The 16,094-nt window shown below is 65.1% G+C and carries 12 protein-coding genes and 1 pseudogene; 10 read left to right on the top strand and 3 right to left on the bottom strand.

The features are described from left to right. Positions 1-133: 133 nt before the first annotated feature. Positions 134-1,030: a methylisocitrate lyase gene (gene prpB, locus AWB77_RS33735; protein WP_061138796.1), complete on the bottom strand. Its 897-nt coding sequence runs from the start codon at positions 1,028-1,030 to the stop codon at positions 134-136. Positions 1,031-1,226: 196 nt separating this feature from the next. Here prpB and prpR point away from each other — a divergent pair, with 196 nt between their 5' ends. Next, positions 1,227-3,158: a propionate catabolism operon regulatory protein PrpR gene (gene prpR, locus AWB77_RS33730; protein ID WP_061138795.1), complete on the top strand. Its 1,932-nt coding sequence runs from the start codon at positions 1,227-1,229 to the stop codon at positions 3,156-3,158. Positions 3,159-3,418: 260 nt separating this feature from the next. After that, on the top strand, positions 3,419-6,622 hold the full coding sequence (locus AWB77_RS33725) for an EAL domain-containing protein (protein WP_061138794.1): 3,204 nt from the start codon (positions 3,419-3,421) through the stop codon (positions 6,620-6,622). A gap of 12 nt (positions 6,623-6,634) precedes the next feature. Here the strand turns inward: AWB77_RS33725 and AWB77_RS33720 are convergent, their stop codons facing one another. Together AWB77_RS33720 and AWB77_RS33715 are read right to left on the bottom strand one after the other, a co-directional pair. Then, positions 6,635-7,969: a type II toxin-antitoxin system HipA family toxin gene (locus AWB77_RS33720; RefSeq protein ID WP_374728726.1), complete on the bottom strand. Its 1,335-nt coding sequence runs from the start codon at positions 7,967-7,969 to the stop codon at positions 6,635-6,637. Then, entirely contained in the window at positions 7,969-8,286 is a 318-nt protein-coding gene (locus AWB77_RS33715; protein WP_061138792.1) for a helix-turn-helix transcriptional regulator, read from the bottom strand. The genes AWB77_RS33720 and AWB77_RS33715 overlap by 1 nt, the downstream gene beginning before the upstream one ends. Positions 8,287-8,481: 195 nt before the next feature. Here AWB77_RS33715 and AWB77_RS33710 point away from each other — a divergent pair, with 195 nt between their 5' ends. The 8 genes and pseudogenes from AWB77_RS33710 to AWB77_RS33675 all read left to right on the top strand — a co-directional run. Continuing rightward, positions 8,482-8,985 carry a MaoC family dehydratase gene (locus AWB77_RS33710; RefSeq protein WP_061138791.1) on the top strand — a complete coding sequence of 168 codons (504 nt, stop codon included), beginning with the start codon at positions 8,482-8,484 and terminating at the stop codon, positions 8,983-8,985. A gap of 153 nt (positions 8,986-9,138) precedes the next feature. Then, entirely contained in the window at positions 9,139-10,485 is a 1,347-nt protein-coding gene (locus AWB77_RS33705; protein ID WP_082852814.1) for an MFS transporter, read from the top strand. Further along, positions 10,482-11,876, top strand: a complete 1,395-nt coding sequence (locus AWB77_RS33700; protein ID WP_061138789.1) for an MmgE/PrpD family protein — start codon at positions 10,482-10,484, stop codon at positions 11,874-11,876. The genes AWB77_RS33705 and AWB77_RS33700 overlap by 4 nt, the downstream gene beginning before the upstream one ends. A gap of 12 nt (positions 11,877-11,888) precedes the next feature. After that, a complete protein-coding gene (locus tag AWB77_RS33695; protein ID WP_061138788.1) occupies positions 11,889-13,073 on the top strand; it encodes an acyl-CoA dehydrogenase family protein in 1,185 nt (394 codons plus the stop codon). Further along, the gene (locus tag AWB77_RS33690) at positions 13,070-14,260 is read left to right on the top strand and encodes a CaiB/BaiF CoA transferase family protein (protein ID WP_061138787.1); all 1,191 of its coding nucleotides are present in this window, start codon (positions 13,070-13,072) and stop codon (positions 14,258-14,260) included. The genes AWB77_RS33695 and AWB77_RS33690 overlap by 4 nt, the downstream gene beginning before the upstream one ends. An 85-nt stretch (positions 14,261-14,345) precedes the next feature. Then, complete coding sequence (locus tag AWB77_RS33685; protein WP_061138786.1) at positions 14,346-15,095, top strand: GntR family transcriptional regulator; 750 nt, start codon at positions 14,346-14,348, stop codon at positions 15,093-15,095. A gap of 27 nt (positions 15,096-15,122) precedes the next feature. Next, entirely contained in the window at positions 15,123-15,932 is an 810-nt protein-coding gene (locus tag AWB77_RS33680; protein WP_061138785.1) for an HpcH/HpaI aldolase/citrate lyase family protein, read from the top strand. A 19-nt stretch (positions 15,933-15,951) separates the two neighbouring features. Beyond that, positions 15,952-16,094, top strand: a pseudogene (locus tag AWB77_RS33675) (electron transfer flavoprotein subunit beta/FixA family protein); the annotation flags it as partial.

Below are 16,094 nucleotides of genomic sequence, written 5' to 3'. Positions count from 1 at the left end.
TTGCCGACGGTGCACAGCGCGGTATTGCCCGCGGTCACGCCCGACAGCGCGACGGATTTCTTCGGCTTGAACGCGCCCGCGCTGGCCGTGCTGTTGTCTGCTTCGCTCATGAATTCGTCTCCTGAAACAAGGGTTATTTTTTCGCTGCGAACAATTGGTCGAGCTTGTCTTCGTAGGCGTGATAGCCGAGATACTTATACAGATCGGCGCGCGTCTGCATCGTTTCGACGGCGGCTTTCTGCGTGCCGTCGCGCTTCACCGTCTCGTAGAAATTCAAAGCCGCCGCGTTCATCGCGCGATAGGCGCCGCAACAATACAACGCGATATCGACGTTCGCCTCCTTCAGTTCATCGACGGTGAAGAACGGCGTCGAGCCGAACTCGGTCAGATTCGCGAGGATCGGCACGCGCACGGCGGCCTTGAAGCGCCGATAGTCGTCGAGCGACTTCATCGCTTCGGGGAAGATCATGTCCGCGCCCGCTTCGACGTACGCGACGGCGCGCTCGATCGCCGCGTCGATGCCTTCGCTGGCGGCGGCATCGGTGCGCGCCATGATGACGAACGAGTCGTCGGTGCGCGCATCGACGGCGGCCTTCACGCGATCGACCATTTCGTCCTTCGGCACGACTTCCTTGCCCGGCCGATGCCCGCAGCGTTTCTGCCCGACCTGATCTTCGATATGCACCGCCGCGACGCCCGCCTTGATGAACGAGCGGATCGTGCGCGCGATGTTGAAGGCGCCGCCCCAGCCGGTATCGATATCGACCATCAGCGGCAGCGACGAGGCGTCGGTGATGCGGCGCGCGTCGATCAGCACGTCTTCCATCGTGCTGATGCCGAGGTCCGGCATGCCGAGCGAATTCGCGGCCACGCCGCCGCCCGACAGATAGAGCGCCTTGAACCCGACGGCTTCGGCCATCTTCGCGGCATAGGCGGTGATCGCGCCGACGACCTGCAACGGGGATTCGTCGCGGACGGCCTGACGGAAGCGCGCGCCGGCCGTATGTGCGGATTGGAATTCGGAACTCACGTTTGTCTCCTGAGAAAGTCGGCCCTATTAAAGCAACTAGCTTGCCATCGCGAGGCGCTTTCATAAGGCATTGATTTTATTGAGAAACTGGAAAGGCGTCCGGCAATGCAAATTTCATCCATGAAATTTCAGATTTCGAAGATGAAACCGATGTTGCATACTGAAAGACCGTTCCCGCGTTCACGATAATCCCGTTATGCCAACAGAAGCTGCGTCCCGCCCGCGCATCTGGGCCATCGGCATCAGCCGTCTGAGAGACTTGTTCATCGATCTGGCTGGCGCCTATGCCGATCGCGCCGAACTGGACGTCGTCGCGCTCGGCTTCGAGGATGCCGCAAGGCGCATCGAATCGGCGGGCGGCGAGCGGCCGGACGTCGTCGTGGCGGGCGGCTCCAACGGCGCGTATCTCAAGAATCGCGTGTCGTTGCCGGTCGTCGTCATCAGCCCGACGGGTTTCGACGTGATGCACGCGCTGACGAAAGCGCGTCGCGAAGGCGCGAGCGTCGCGCTCGTCACGCACGGCGAAACGCCCGCGGAGATTCGCCGCTTTCTCGCCGTGTACGGCATCGACGTGATCTGCGAGTCGTATCGCTCGGCGCAGGACGCGGAGAATCTCGTGCTCGATCTGCGCGATCGCGGCGTCGATGTCGTGGCGGGCCCCGGCCTCGTCGCGGACCTCGCGACGGAGGCGGGCATGAGCGCGGTGTTTCTCTACTCACGCACGTCGGTCGTCGCCGCGTTCGAAACGGCGCTCGAAGTCGCGCAGGCGATGCGCGGCGAGGCCGCACGGCGCAACCGGCTCGACAATCTCTTGCAGCATCTTCGCGACGGCGTCGTTGCCGTCGATGCGCTCGGCCGCATCGAAGCGATCAATCGGCGGCTGGCCGCCGCGCTCGGCATCGCGGATGCATCGCGCGCGGTCGGTCAGGCGCTGCTCGATGTCGCGCCCGAACTCGACGGCGTGCTCCCCGCCACCGACGGCGACGTTTTCGGCGCGGTGCGCGGCGTGAGCTACGCGATCCATCGGGGACCGCTCGCGAGCGACGGCGCATCGGGCGGCACGATCTTCACGTTTCAGGAATCGCGCGCCGTCGAGCGGCTCGACCGGACATTGCGCTCGCGTCGAGGCGCGCAGGAATTCGTCGCGCGTTACCGGCTGGAGGATGTCGTCGGCGAGTCGGAATCGATCGAACGCGTGCGCGCGCTGGTGCGCCGCTACGCGAAGTCCGATGCCACCGTGCTGATCCTCGGCGAAAGCGGCACGGGCAAGGAGATGGTCGCGCAAAGCATGCATCGGCTGAGCCGCCGCAAGGACTTTCCGTTCGTCGCGATGAACTGCGGCGCGTTTCCCGAAGCGTTGCTGGAAAGCGAGCTTTTCGGCTACGAGGAAGGCGCGTTCACCGGCGCGCGCAAGGGCGGCAAGGCGGGGCTGATCGAGGCGGCGCATCGCGGCACCTTGTTTCTCGACGAAATCGGCGAGATGCCGCCGTCGCTGCAAAGCCGTCTGCTGCGCGTGCTGCAGGAAAGAGAAGTCATACGCCTCGGATCGACGGAGCCGACGCGCGTCGATATCCGCGTGATCGCGGCGACGCATCGCTCGCTGGCCGAAGGCGTCGCCGATGGCTCGTTTCGCGCCGATCTCTTCTATCGCATCAACATTCTGAGCATCGCGCTGCCGCCGCTACGCGCACGTTCGAGCGATATCCTGCCGCTCGCGACGGCGCTCTTGCTGCAGGCCGCGCGACGCGACAAGGCGCTCGCGTCGCGCGTGCCGGGACGCGACGCGGCCGCGCGCGTGCTCGCGCCGCTCGAAGAGGCGCTCGGCCGCTATCCGTGGCCAGGCAACGTGCGCGAGTTGCAGAACATCGTGGAGCGCATCGCGGTGGAATTAGCGGACAGGGATGCGCCCGTGGCGCTTTCGATAGGCGAACTGGTAGCGATCGCGCCCGAACTCTTCGAAGCGAAGCTCGCTGCCAACGCGGATGTGTCGTTGCGCGATCTGAGCCGCTCGGTCGAGGCCGATCAGGTGCGCGCGTCGCTCGCCGCATTCGGCGGGGACCGCGACGCCGTCTGCAAGGCGCTCGGCATCAGCAAGACGACCTTGTGGCGCAGGCTCAATTCGAAGTGATAAACGCGATGCGCCGGTGCATCGGCGAAAAAATCACGCACCGCGAACGCACAATCAAGCACTCAAATAGGGAAAATCAATCAAAAACTAAAGTTGGATAAGCGCTCGCCGTTAGCACGGCATATCGGTCCGACTCGACCTTCGGCCGGCGCGCGACACCATTCAAAGGGACCATCCCGGCTTCACCTCCGATCCGGCCGCCCTCGCGCCGCGTCATGCATCGCGCGAGGACCCTTGAATCGGGCGGAGGAAATCGTTTCATGAAGCGCAATATCTTTTTCGGACTGCTCGCGCGGCTGCGAGTCGGCCACAAACTGCTGCTCATCTATCTGCTCGATTTGAGCGCGGTGATTTATATCAGCGGCATCCTGATCCACGAGAAATATCTCGCCATCGATTTCTCCAACAAGGAGATCGTCGGCAACGCGTATGTGCGCGGCGTGCAGGACGCATTGATCGATGTCGCGCTCGAGGGCGCGGGGCAGCATCGGCCGCGGGCGGAATGGCAGGCGACCATCGACGGCCTCGCGAAGGATGAAGCGCAATACGGGGACCACATGAAGAGCGCCGCGCTCAACCGCGATCTGCGCGCCGCGCTCGATACGCTGTCGCGCGAAACGCGCCCGAACGCGGCCACGACGACCGCCGCGCTCGCCGCGTGCCGCGAACTCATCACGCGCATCGGGAATCAGTCGAACCTGATTCTCGATCCCGATCTCGACAGCTACTACGCCATGTCCCAGTCGATCCTGCGTTATCCGGCGCTGCTCGGCGCGGCCAGCGACATCGGCCGTCATCTGCACGAGGGCCTCAGCACGGCGCGCTCGCGCGAGGAAGTGCGCACGCGTTATCTCGTGCTCGAAGGTCAGCTCGATGCGGTCATGCAAGGTCTGCGCTCCGATTTCGCGGAAGCGGGCGCGGCCAATCGCGAACTGGAAACGTCGCTCGCGCCGTCGGTCGCGCGCATGCGCACGGCTGTCGAGGCGTTCCGTCATGCGGCGCGCATCGTCGTCGATGGCGACGGCGCGCCCGACGCCGCGGTGCTGTCCATCGTCGATACGGCGCAACAGGCGCTGGTCGCGAGCGCGAGCGTGAGCTGGGGCCTCACGGGCGAGCATCTCGACGAACTGCTGCATGCGCGCGTAGAAGGGCTGTTCTCGCGGATGTGGCTGCATCTAGGCACCGCGCTCTTCCTGTTGTGCACGATCCTCGCGATGGTCTATTGCGTCGCGCAGCAGATTTCGTCGCCGTTGCGCAAGCTCGCGCGCGTGATGGACCTCGTGCGGCGCACGGGCGATCATTCGAAGCGCGCGGTCTGGCATAGCCAGGACGAAATCGGCCAGCTCGTGCGCGGCTTCAACGAGATGCTCGCGCAGCTCGATCACGAACGTGACGTGCAGAAGGAGCTTGCGGCGACGACGCGCGCATCGGCGGCGCAGTACGCGCTCGTCGAAGCAACGCCGGTACCGATGGTCGTCACTGCGATTCCGGGTCATGAAGTGCTGCATGCGAATCAGCCGGGCCTTTTCTGGCTGAACGGCTGCGCGACCGATCCCTGGGCTTTCGGACTCGATTCCTCGACGCGCGCCCGCTTTTTCCAGCAGTTGTCGGATCGCGAGGCCATCGACGAATTCGAGGTTCACTGGAAAGCGACCGCGCAGCCGACCTGGGCGATGCTGTCCGCGCGCCGCCTCGACTTCCAGGGCCGCGACGCGATCCTCACGGCGTTCACGCCGATCAACCAGATCAAGCTGATGGAGCAGCGGCTGGAACTGTGGGGCAGGGTGTTCGAGGCGTCGTCGGAGGCGATCGTGATTCTCGATGCCGACGCGCGTCTCGTGACCGCGAATCCGTCGTTCTATCGCGCGACGGGCTTTCGCAGCGACGACGTGGTCGGCAAGCCGCCCGGCTTCATCGCCGTGGATGCGCCGGACGACGAGCGCGGCATCGTCGCGCGGCTCTTCGAGCGCATCGAGCGCAGCGGCACCTGGAACGGCGAGGCGCAAGTGCGGCGGCGCGAGGGCGGCGGCTATCCCGCGTGGCTCATGATCAGCACCGTGCGCGACAAGCGCAGCAGCGTGTCGCATTACATCTGCACGCTGATCGACATCACGGACCGCAAGAAAAGCGAAGCGCGCATCCAGTTTCTCGCGGAGCACGACGTGCTCACCGAGCTGCCCAACCGCGCGCTCTTCGGCACGCGTCTCGAGGTGGCGATCGCGCAGGCGCAACGCGCGGGCAAGCGCGTCGCCGTGCTGTTCATCGACCTGGACCGCTTCAAGAACATCAACGATTCGCTCGGTCATCATGTCGGCGACGGCCTGTTGCGCTCGGTGTCGCGCCGTCTGCTTCAGGCGGTGCGCAGCAAGGACACGGTCAGCCGTCTGGGCGGCGACGAATTCACCGTGATCCTGAACGACGTGAGCAACGCGAACGACGTGATGCGTACCATCGACCAAAGGCTCGTCGCGCTGTTGCGGCAGCCGCACGATGTCGCCGGCATGACCTTGCAGGTGTCGTGCAGCGTGGGCGTCGCGCTCTATCCCGACGACGGCGGGGACACCGACACGCTCATGCAGAACGCCGACGCCGCGATGTATCAGGCGAAGGCGGCGGGGCGCAATCTCGTCAAGTTTTTCTCGGCCGACATGGCGGAGCACGCGCGTCACCGGCTTTCGCTCGAAGTGTGCCTGCGCACGGCGGTCGAGCGGCGCGAACTGAGCCTCGCGTGGCAGCCGTGCCTCGATGCGCGCACGGGCATGCTGACGAGCGTCGAAGGCTTGCTGCGCTGGAACAGCGCGCTGCTCGGCAAGGTGATGCCGACGCAGTTCATTCCGGTCGCGGAGGAAACGCGCCTCATCATTTCCATCGGCGCATGGGTGATCGACGAAGCGTGCAGGCAGGTCGCGGCATGGCGCGAGCGCGACGGTCTCACGCTGAGCGCGTCCGTCAACGTGTCGGCGATCCAGCTCGGCGATCCGGAACTCGTCGGCACGCTCGCGCGCAGTCTCGCGACGCATCGCGTGCCGCCGCATTGCCTCGAACTTGAGATCACCGAGACCGTGCTGATGGACGGCGCGGAGAGCTACGTGTCCGCGATTCGCGCCATTCGCGCGCTCGGCGTGAAGCTCTCGCTCGACGACTTCGGCACCGGTTATTCGAGCCTCAGCTATCTGAACCGCTTTCCGCTCGATCGCCTGAAGATCGATCGAAAGTTCGTGCACGACATGCTCGATGCGCCGACGGATCTCGCCATCGTCAAGGCGATCATCGATCTCGGTCACGAGCTCGGCTTGCGCGTGGTCGCCGAGGGCGTCGAGAGCGAGCATCAGGCCGATACCTTGCGCGGCATCGGCTGTGACGAACTGCAGGGCTTTCTGTTCTCCGAGGCGCTGCCAGCGGACGTATTAGCCGATTGGTCGCGCACGCTCGACGCGCGCGAAGCGGCGCTGCCCGGCGGCTAGGCGCCCGCGCGCTCAGCCGTTCGACGTGAGCTTGCGCGCGAGCCTTCGCATGCCGTCGAAGATCGCATCGGCGACGTCCGACGGGAAATCGTCCGGCAACTGCGCGGCCGTTTCGTCGATGACGAGCGGCGTGCGCGCGGCGAGTTCGTCGATCATCGTTTCGACATCGGCGGCGGCGAGCCCGACGCGCCGCCCTTGCGCGATCCAGTGCCGCCGCTGGATCTCGCCGATCAGATAGTGGACGTTCTTGCCGCGCACGGCCATCGCGAGCCGCACGCGCTGCGCGGCGAACTGGTTGTGCCCCGCGCCGATCACCGGATGCGCGGACAGCACGTCGTAAAGCGGCGTCGATTCGTACTGATTGCCCGGCAGATGCGCGATGCTGAAGTTCTTCGCGTGGCCATCGGTCGCGGCGAGCAGCCAGAAGATGATCTGCGTGATGAAGAAGCGGCGGCGGTCCTGCGCGGCGCGCACCGATCCGGCGAGCACGTCCATGATCCGTTCGATGCCCGGGCCGCCATCGGCTTCGTATTTGAGCAGCGCGGGCGTGCCGGTCGCCTGGCACATGTCTTCCTGCGGCAGACGCAGGATCCACGACTTGTCGCTCGACATACGCCGATCGAAACGTTCGACGACGAGCACCTTCTGATCGTCGAAGCGTTCCATCTCGCATCGCGCGATGGGCAGTCCATATGCCGCGACGATCTTCGAGCAGAGCCATTCGTTCTCGACCGACGTGCGCATGTCGGCGCGCATGTTGCCGACGAGTCCGAGCGGCAGCTTGAAGATATGCGTGGTCGGCGTGCTGCCTTCGGGAAGGAGCCAGCGCCTGCCGCGACGCAGCAGCGCGGTCTTTTCCTGCGCGCCGGCGATCGACAGGCGCAGGTCGTCTACCGGTTCGTGCTGGCCGAATTGCGGCGCGGACGTGGTCTCGCGCAACAGACGCGCGATCTGCGCTTCGCTGAGCGCGCGGCCCCTGATACTTTCCAGATCGACGGGTTCTTCGCCGGGCGGCAGCATCTGCAATGCGCCGACGCAATCGCGGCCGAGCTGCGCGAGCAACTGGAACGGCGCGGTGCCGCCAGTGCGAAAGCGCGTGGCGATGCGGCGGCGGATCGGCTCGCTGTCGGGCAGGAGGTTATCGAAGAAATCGGTGACGACCTGGCCGCGCCACGGCTGGTTGCCCGGCGTGAAGGGCAGCGATAGCGATAGCGGACGGCCTTGACTGTCGGCGATCCAGTCATCGCGATAGACGAGGCGTTCGCCGTTTGCGCCCGTTTCCCAATGTCCGACGGGCAGGCCGTTCATCCACAGATCGAGCCGTCCGGTTTGCGTGCGTCGCGCCATCACCAGTTCTCCCGTTTCTTCGCGGCCGAAGCGCGTTTGCGTGCGGGCGTTGCCTTCGCGGCGACGGGCGGCGGGGCGGGCGCGGCGACCGCTTTGTCCTTCGTGGGGCGGCTGAGGGCGATGTCCACATCCAGCACGCGCAGGACCTTGAACAGGCGTTCGACGCTCACCGCCGCCGGATTCGCTTCGAGTTGCGCGTAGGTTTGCTGCGTGACGCCCAGACGCGCCGCGACGTCTGCCTGCGTCAAGCCCGCGGCCTTGCGAAAGCCGAGCAGGATCGGCCTCAACTGGCTCGATGTTTTGAGGGAATAGTCCACCGCATGCTCCTACAGGCCAGAAACTGTAAATCGATTTTACAGCTTTTGGGCTGTTTGTCGATAAAACAGTCTATCGCCTGTAAAAATAGATTCATCGGCGCGAATAGGTGCTTTCCCCACTCTCCCTTGACAGTGCAAAATCGCTAATCGATACTTTGTCCGTACAAACAACCAAGGTGTACAGGAGAGGCGGAAATGATGCAGGCACAGGAAATGGGCAATCAGCGTTATCGGGCGAGTTACGGCCGCTATCTGGAAGATTTCACCGTCGGCGACATTTACGAGCATCGCCCCGGACGCACGATCACCGAGGCGGACAACATCCAGTTCTCGCTGCTCACGATGAATTTTCATCCGATGCATTGCGACGCGCATCACGCCTCGAAAAGCGAATTCGGCCGGCTGCTCGTGAGCAGCGGCCTCACGGTGGCGATCGTGCTCGGCATGTCGGTCAACGACGTGAGCGGCAAGGCCATCGCCAATCTCGGCTGGAAGGACATCAAGCTGACGGGACCGGTCTTCGCCGGCGACACGCTCTATGCGGAATCGGAAGTGCTCGAAGTGCGCGAGTCGAAATCGCGTCCGACGCAGGGCATCGTGACGGTCCACACGCGCGCGTTCAAGCAGGACGGCAGCCCGGTGCTCGACTTCGTGCGCAGCGCGCTGATCGCGAAGCGCGGCTTCGGCACGGGCGACTGAAATACGCGCATAGGACGAATGGCCGGACCCGGGCGCATATGAGCCGCAGAAAAACGGGCCGCAAAAAAGCGCCGGCAGCGGCGCTCACTCACAGTCATGGAGACATCTGTGAATCACAACGTTAGCTCAGGCGCGCGTCTGGACCGGCTCCCGATGTCGCGCTTTCACTGGAAGATTCTCGGCCTCATCGGCGCGGGCGCGGCCCTCGACGCGTTCGATGTCTATCTCGCCGGCGGCGTCGCGGCAGCGATGGTCAAGCAAGGCTTCTCGACGCTGCATCTCAACGCGATCTTCGTCTCGGTCGGCTTCTTCGGCATGCTGATCGGCGCGGGCTTTTCGGGCTATCTCGGCGATCGCTTCGGACGCCGTTCGTCGTATCAGATCAACCTCGCGCTCTTCGGCCTCACCTCGATCGCGGCGGCGTTCGCGCCGTCGATCTACTGGCTGATCGGCCTGCGCTTCGTGATGGGCATCGGCCTCGGCGCGGAACTGGTCGTCGCGGCGGGCACGCTCTGCGAATTCATCCCGCCCGCGTATCGCGGACGCTGGACCGCGCTGCTCGCTTTGATGATCAACTCGGGCCTGCTCATCGCGACGAGCGTGGGCTATGTCGTGATCCCCGCGCTCGGCTGGCGCTGGATGTTCGGCATCGCGGGCATCGGGGCGGTGATCGTGTGGATTCTGCGTCACTCGATGCCCGAGTCGCCGCGCTGGCTCGAATCCGTCGGTCGCCTGCAGGAAGCGGAGCAGACCGTGAGCGCCATCGAACGCGAAGTCGAAGCGCAGCACGGCGCGCTGCCGCCTTGCTCGCGCATCCAGAATCTCGAAGTGCCGCCGCAGCCGTTTCGTGCGCTGCTCGGCCGCGGCATGATCGGCCGCACGATCACGGCGGCGCTGACGGTGATCGCGGTGAACGTCGCGGTGTACGGCTTCGTCGCGTGGCTGCCGACGTTCTTCGTGAAGGAAGGGCGCGATGTCGTCACCTCGCTCGGCTTCACGATGCTGATGTCCTTCGGCGCACCCGCCGGCGCGCTGCTCGGCTTCCTGTGCGCGGACCGTATCGGACGTTCGCGCGGCATCGTGTTCTTCAGCCTCGCGACCATCGTGCTCGGCTTCGTCTATCCGCACATGGTGTCGAACGCGGCGATCGCGTGCGTCGGCTTCACGCTCGTCTCCTGCATCTACGTGCTGGTAACGCTCGGCCTCTTCAGCTATGTGCCCGAACTCTTCCCGACGGCGCTGCGGCTGCGCGGCACCGGCACGGCGGGCGTATGCGGCCGGCTCGCGTCGATGGTGACGTCGTACGGCGCGGTCGTGCTGTTCGCGCAGTTTGGGATCGTCGGCGTGCTCGTGATGGTGTCGACGGTGCTGCTGCTGCTCGTGATCGCGATCCTCGCGCTCGGCATCGACGCCAACCAGTATTCACTCGAAGCGGTATCGCCCGACAACGTCATCGTCGACGGACCGCTCGCTCTGCAAAACGGAGACGCAACGCAATGAATTCGACCGGAAACAACGCCCGCATTTCCACGACGCTCGCGCAGTTCGCGCTCGAACTGAAGCTCGAAGACATTCCGCAGACGGTGCGTGAACGCGCGCGGCATCTGATTCTCGATGGCATCGGCCTTGCCTTCGCAACCTCCGCGCTCGGTTACGCAGACATCACGCTTGGCGCGATGCGCGAACTCGGCACGGGCGCATCGACGGTCTTCGGCAGGACCGAAAAGCTCGGGCTGCGCGATGCAATGCTCGCCAACGGCCTGCTCGTGCACGGCCTCGATTTCGACGACACGCATTCGCGCGGCGTGATCCATTCGACCGCGAGCGCGCTGCCGTGCGCATTCGGACTCGCGGAACGCGAAGGCGCGGGCGGCGCGCAGATGCTCACCGCCTATGTCGCCGCGATGGAAGTCTCGACGCGCATCGGCGCGGTCGCGCAGGGCGGCTTCCACAAGGTCGGCTTTCATCCGACGGGACTCGTCGGCGCATTCGGTTGCTCGCTTGCCGCAGCGAAGCTGATGGGCTTGTCGATGGAAGCCGCGATTCACGCGCAGGGCATCGTGCTCTCGATGGCCTCGGGCAGCATGGAGTTCCTCGAAGACGGCGCGTGGACCAAGCGCCTGCATCCGGGCTGGGCCGCCGCGAGCGCGGCTACGGCGGCGACGCTCGCGAAGCACGGCTATGTCGGACCCGGCGCGACCTACGAAGGCCGCTATGGACTCTACGCGCTGCATCTTTCCGATGGCGCCACGCCCGATCTTTCGATCGCCACGGCGGGCCTGCGCGAGACATGGGAGATCGAGCACGTCGCGCTCAAGCCGATTCCCGCGTGCCACTTCACGCACGCATCGTCGGATGCGGCAATCGCGCTTCATCGCGAGCACGGCCTCGCCGTCGATGCAATCGAGAAAGTGGTCGTGCGCGTGCCCGGTCCGGTCGTCGAAGTCGTGTGCGAGCCGGTGGCGAACAAGAAGCGTCCGGCCAACAGCTACGACGCGCAGTTCAGCATTCCGTACATCGTCGCGACGGGGCTGCAGAAGGGCCGCTTCACGCTCGACGATCTCGACGACGCCGCGCTCGCGGACCCCGCCGTGCTGGCGCTCGCGCAACGCGTCGAATACGAGGTCGATCCCGAATCGACGTTCCCGCGCCATTACACAGGCGAAGTGATCGTGATGACGCGCGACGGCCGCCGCCTCGCGCATCGCGAAGCGGTCAACCGCGGCTCGTCGGACCGGCCGATGACCAATGCTGGCATCGTCGACAAGTTCTACGACAACGCGCTGCGCGTCGTCTCGCGCGAGCGCGCCGATCAGGTGCGTGAAGCGGTGCTCGGCATCGAGCGCACGAGCGCCGCCGGGCTCGCGAACATTTTGCGTCAAGCCGATTGAGGAGAGCATCACATGGCAACCGTCGAAACCGATAAGGCACAGGAAGCACGCGAAGCGCAGGAGAACGAGGTGCTGATCCTCGACATGCTGGACCGCTTTCTGAAAACCGAAGTCAAACCCTATGTGCACGCGCTCGAAGCCGCCGACGAATATCCGCACGAGATCGTCGAGAAGATGAAGGACATGGGCCTGTTCGGCTGCCTCATCGCGCCGGAATACGGCGGCCTCGGGCTGTCGACGTCGACCTACGCGAAGATCATCGACCGCATGTCGGCGGTGTGGATGTCGGTGAGCGGCATCATCAACTCGCACGTCATCATGGCGATGACGCTGCAGCGCAACGGCACCGACGAACAGAAGCGCGAATTCCTGCCGCGCATGGCGACGGGCGAGCTGCGCGGCGGCATCGGCCTCACCGAGCCGGATTGCGGCACCGATCTGCAGGCGATTCGCACGACCGCGCGCCGCGAAGGCGACGAGTACGTAGTGAACGGCAACAAGACGTGGATCACCAACAGTCTCTACGGCAACACGCTCGCGCTGCTCGTGAAGACCGATCCGAAGGCCGAACCGCGTCATCGCGGCATGAGTCTGCTGCTGATCGAAAAAGGCCCGGGCTTCGAAGTGAGCCGCAAGCTGCCGAAGCTCGGCTACAAAGGCATCGATACGTGCGAGCTCAGTTTCACCGATTTCCGCGTGCCGGTTTCGCGGCTGATCGGCGGCGTGGAAGGGCGCGGCCTGAAGCAGATTCTGAGCGGGCTCGAACTTGGGCGCATCAACGTGGCGGCGCGCGGCGTCGGCATCGCGCAGGCGGCGCTCGACGAAGCGGTGTCGTACTCGCAGCAGCGCAAGACCTTCGGCAAGCCGATCTGCGAGCATCAGGCGATCGCGCTCAAGCTCGGCGAGATGGCAACGCGCGTGCAGGCGGCGCGTCTTCTCACCGATGCCGCCGCGCGCGCCTACGATCGCGGCGAACGCTGCGACATGGAAGCGGGCATGGCGAAGTACTTCGCCACCGAAGCGGGCCTCGAAAACAGCATCGAAGCCATGCGCATTCATGGCGCTTACGGCTACTCGAAGGAATTCAACGTCGAGCGGCTTTATCGCGACGCGCCGCTATTGACCATCGGCGAAGGCACGAACGAGCTGCAACGCATCATCATCGCCAAGCAACTGATCGAGAGGAACCCGGTATGAGCTTGCCGCTTTCAGGCGTTCGCATCGTCGCCGTCGAACAATACGGCGCGGGGCCGTTCGCGACCCAGCATCTCGCCGATCTCGGCGCCGAGATCATCAAGATCGAAAACTTCCGCGAAGGCGGTGACGTGGGGCGTCTCGTCGGGCCGCACTTCTTCGGCGAAGGCGATAGTCATTTCTTCGAGGCGTTCAACCGCAACAAGTCGAGCTTCACGCTCGATCTGAAGAAGCCCGAAGCGCGTCAGGTGCTGCTCGATCTCGTCAAGACGAGCGATGCCGTGTTCAACAACCTGCGCGGCGATCTGCCCGCGAAACTCGGCCTCACTTACGAAAGCCTGAGCGAAGCGAATCCGGCGATCGTCTGCGCGCATCTTTCGGCATACGGGCGCACGGGCAGCCGCGCATCGTGGCCGGGCTACGACTATCTGATGCAGGCCGAGGCCGGCTATCTCTCGGTGACGGGCGAGCCGGACAGCCCGCCCGCGCGCTTCGGCCTGTCGATCATCGATCTGATGACCGGCACGACCGCCGCGATGGCGCTGCTTGCGGCGCTCGTCGAATCGCGCGCGACGGGCATCGGCCGCGATATCGACACGAGTCTCTTCGATGTCGCGCTGCATAACCTCGCCTATGTCGCGACGTGGTATCTGAACGGCGATGTCGTGACGGGCCGCGACCGCCGCTCCGCGCATCCGTCGCTGACGCCGAGCCAGCTCTACAAGACGAAGGACGGCTGGATCTTCCTCATGTGCAACAAGGAGAAGTTCTGGAGCGTGCTCGCCGAAGTGCTCGACAAGCCGTCCTGGGTGACGGACCCGCGCTTTTGCAACTTCAAGGCGCGGCTCGCGAATCGCGACGTGCTGGAACAGGAACTCGACGCCGCGCTCTCCGCCGCGACGACCGACGAATGGCTCAAGCGCCTCGGCGGCCGCGTGCCCGCCGCGCCGGTGAACGACGTCAGGCAGGCGCTGGACAATCCGTTCGTCGCGGAGCGCGAAGGTGTGGTGAGCGCGAGCCATCCGCGTTTCGGCGGCATTCGCGGCGTCGCGGCGCCGGTGCGCGTGAACGAGCCTTTGCCCAAGCGCGCGGCGCCCGAACTGGGCCAGGACACGGACCGGCTGCTCGCCGAACTCGGTTACGATGCAGGCAGAATTGCCGCGCTCCGTGAGCAGGCCGTCGTGCAGTGAGGCTCGCATGCAATCCGCGATGACCCATGCACAGGAGGCCGGCGGACGCGCGCGCGTGTCCAACTCTTCCCGTGCAGACATATCGATGGTCACAGTCCTCAGTCAGCAACCGCGCTACATGCAGCTCGCGCAGACGCTCGTCAACGAAATCCAGAGCGGCCGGTATCCGGTGGGTTCCACCATACCGACGGAGTTCGAGCTGTGCGAGCAGTTCGGCGCGAGCCGCTCGACCGTGCGCGAAGCGGTGAAGCAGCTCGTGCAGCTCGGCATGGTCGTGCGGCAGCCGGGCGTCGGCACGACCGTGAAGGCGCTGAAGGCCGAGGGTGCGTATCGGCAGGTGATGCAGCAGTTGAGCGATCTGCAGCGCTATACGGCGGATACGGTGCTGCAGATTCTGTCGACGCGCACCGAGGCGCTCGACGACCCGGCGATATGCGACATGCTGCGCGCGAACGCGGGCGAGACATGGCTGCATGTGACGAGCATCCGCCGCTCGCAGGGCAGTCCCGATCCGATCTGCCATACCGATGCGTACATCCATCCGGCGTTCCGGTCGCTGCGTATCGACGAGGGCGAATTGCACACGCCGCTATTCACGATGATCGAGCGTCAGTTCGGCGAGCAGATCGCGGAAGTGCAGCAGGAGATTCGCGCAGTCGCGTTGTCCGCGCGCATTGCGAAGCTCGTCAACGCTAAGCCGCAATCGCCGGCGCTGTGGGTCTGCCGTCGCTATCTGAACCGGCGCGGCGATGTGGTCGAAGGCGCGATCAACATCCATCCCGCCGACCGGTACACCTATCTGGAAACGTTCCAGCGCGGCTGGAATCCGGCCTGACGCCGGCACTGTCTGGAGACATGCAAGATGCAGCGCAGTTATCTCTTCGTTCCCGGCGACAGGCCGGAACGCTTCGCGAAGGCGTTCGCGAGCGCCGCGCATCGCGTGGTGATCGATCTCGAAGACGCGGTGTCGCCCGATGCGAAAGTCGCGGCGCGCGCACAGATCGCGGATTGGCTGGTCAGGCAATTGGCCGATGACGCACGCCCGCGTCTGATGGTGCGCGTGAATGCGCCCGGCACGCCGTGGCACGCCGACGACGTCGCGATGCTGCGAGAGTTGCGCGTGCGGCAGTTGATGGTGCCGAAGTCGGAAAGCGCGGATGCGCTCGCGGACGTCGCGGCGCGCAGCGCGGACGACGCGGAACTGACCGCGCTCGTCGAAAGCGTGGCGGGCATCGTGCATATGCGGGAGATCGCGGGCGCCGCGGCGGTGGCGCGGCTCGCGTTCGGATCGTTCGATTATTGCGTCGATGCGGGCGTCGAAGGCATGGATCGCGAACTCGACGCGGTGCGCTCGGCGTTCGTGATCGAGTCGCGCTTCGCGGGCTTGCCGGCGCCCGTCGACGGCGTGACGCTCGCCACCGACGACGCGCGTCTCATCGCACGCGACGTCGCCTTCGCGCGCGGCTTCGGCTTCGGCGGCAAGCTGTGCATCCATCCGAAGCAGGTGGACGCGGTCAATCAGGGATTCGCGCCGAGCGCCGACGAGCGCGCATGGGCTGCGCGCGTGCTTGCGCGGCTTGCCGAGAATCCGCGAGGCGCGTTCGCGATCGACGGCAAGCTCGTCGATAAACCGATCATCGATCGGGCGCGGCGCATCGCGGCCGAACAGTGAACAATCAATGGGAGAGAGCGTGAAGATTCTGGTGCCAGTCAAGCGAGTGGTCGATTACAACGTGAAGGTGCGCGTGAAGTCGGACAACACGGGCGTCGATATCGCCAACGTGAAGATGTCGATGAATCCGTTCGATGAAATCGCCGTGGAAGAAGCGGTGCG

Source organism: Caballeronia fortuita (assembly GCF_001544835.2).
Classification (GTDB): Bacteria; Pseudomonadota; Gammaproteobacteria; order Burkholderiales; family Burkholderiaceae; genus Caballeronia; species Caballeronia fortuita.
The sequence above is the reverse complement of the archived record's forward strand: the minus strand, read 5'-3'. Positions and strand labels throughout refer to the sequence as shown.

What these genes read in the sequence shown, in the direction of transcription:
- prpR (WP_061138795.1), top strand. Translation starts at nt 1,227, where the DNA reads ATGCCAACAGAAGCTGCGTCCCGCCCGCGCATCTGGGCCATCGGCATC.
- AWB77_RS33725 (WP_061138794.1), top strand. Translation starts at nt 3,419, where the DNA reads ATGAAGCGCAATATCTTTTTCGGACTGCTCGCGCGGCTGCGAGTCGGC.
- AWB77_RS33720 (WP_374728726.1), bottom strand. Translation starts at nt 7,969, where the DNA reads ATGGCGCGACGCACGCAAACCGGACGGCTCGATCTGTGGATGAACGGC.
- AWB77_RS33710 (WP_061138791.1), top strand. Translation starts at nt 8,482, where the DNA reads ATGATGCAGGCACAGGAAATGGGCAATCAGCGTTATCGGGCGAGTTAC.
- AWB77_RS33705 (WP_082852814.1), top strand. Translation starts at nt 9,139, where the DNA reads ATGTCGCGCTTTCACTGGAAGATTCTCGGCCTCATCGGCGCGGGCGCG.
- AWB77_RS33700 (WP_061138789.1), top strand. Translation starts at nt 10,482, where the DNA reads ATGAATTCGACCGGAAACAACGCCCGCATTTCCACGACGCTCGCGCAG.
- AWB77_RS33695 (WP_061138788.1), top strand. Translation starts at nt 11,889, where the DNA reads ATGGCAACCGTCGAAACCGATAAGGCACAGGAAGCACGCGAAGCGCAG.
- AWB77_RS33690 (WP_061138787.1), top strand. Translation starts at nt 13,070, where the DNA reads ATGAGCTTGCCGCTTTCAGGCGTTCGCATCGTCGCCGTCGAACAATAC.
- AWB77_RS33685 (WP_061138786.1), top strand. Translation starts at nt 14,346, where the DNA reads ATGGTCACAGTCCTCAGTCAGCAACCGCGCTACATGCAGCTCGCGCAG.
- AWB77_RS33680 (WP_061138785.1), top strand. Translation starts at nt 15,123, where the DNA reads ATGCAGCGCAGTTATCTCTTCGTTCCCGGCGACAGGCCGGAACGCTTC.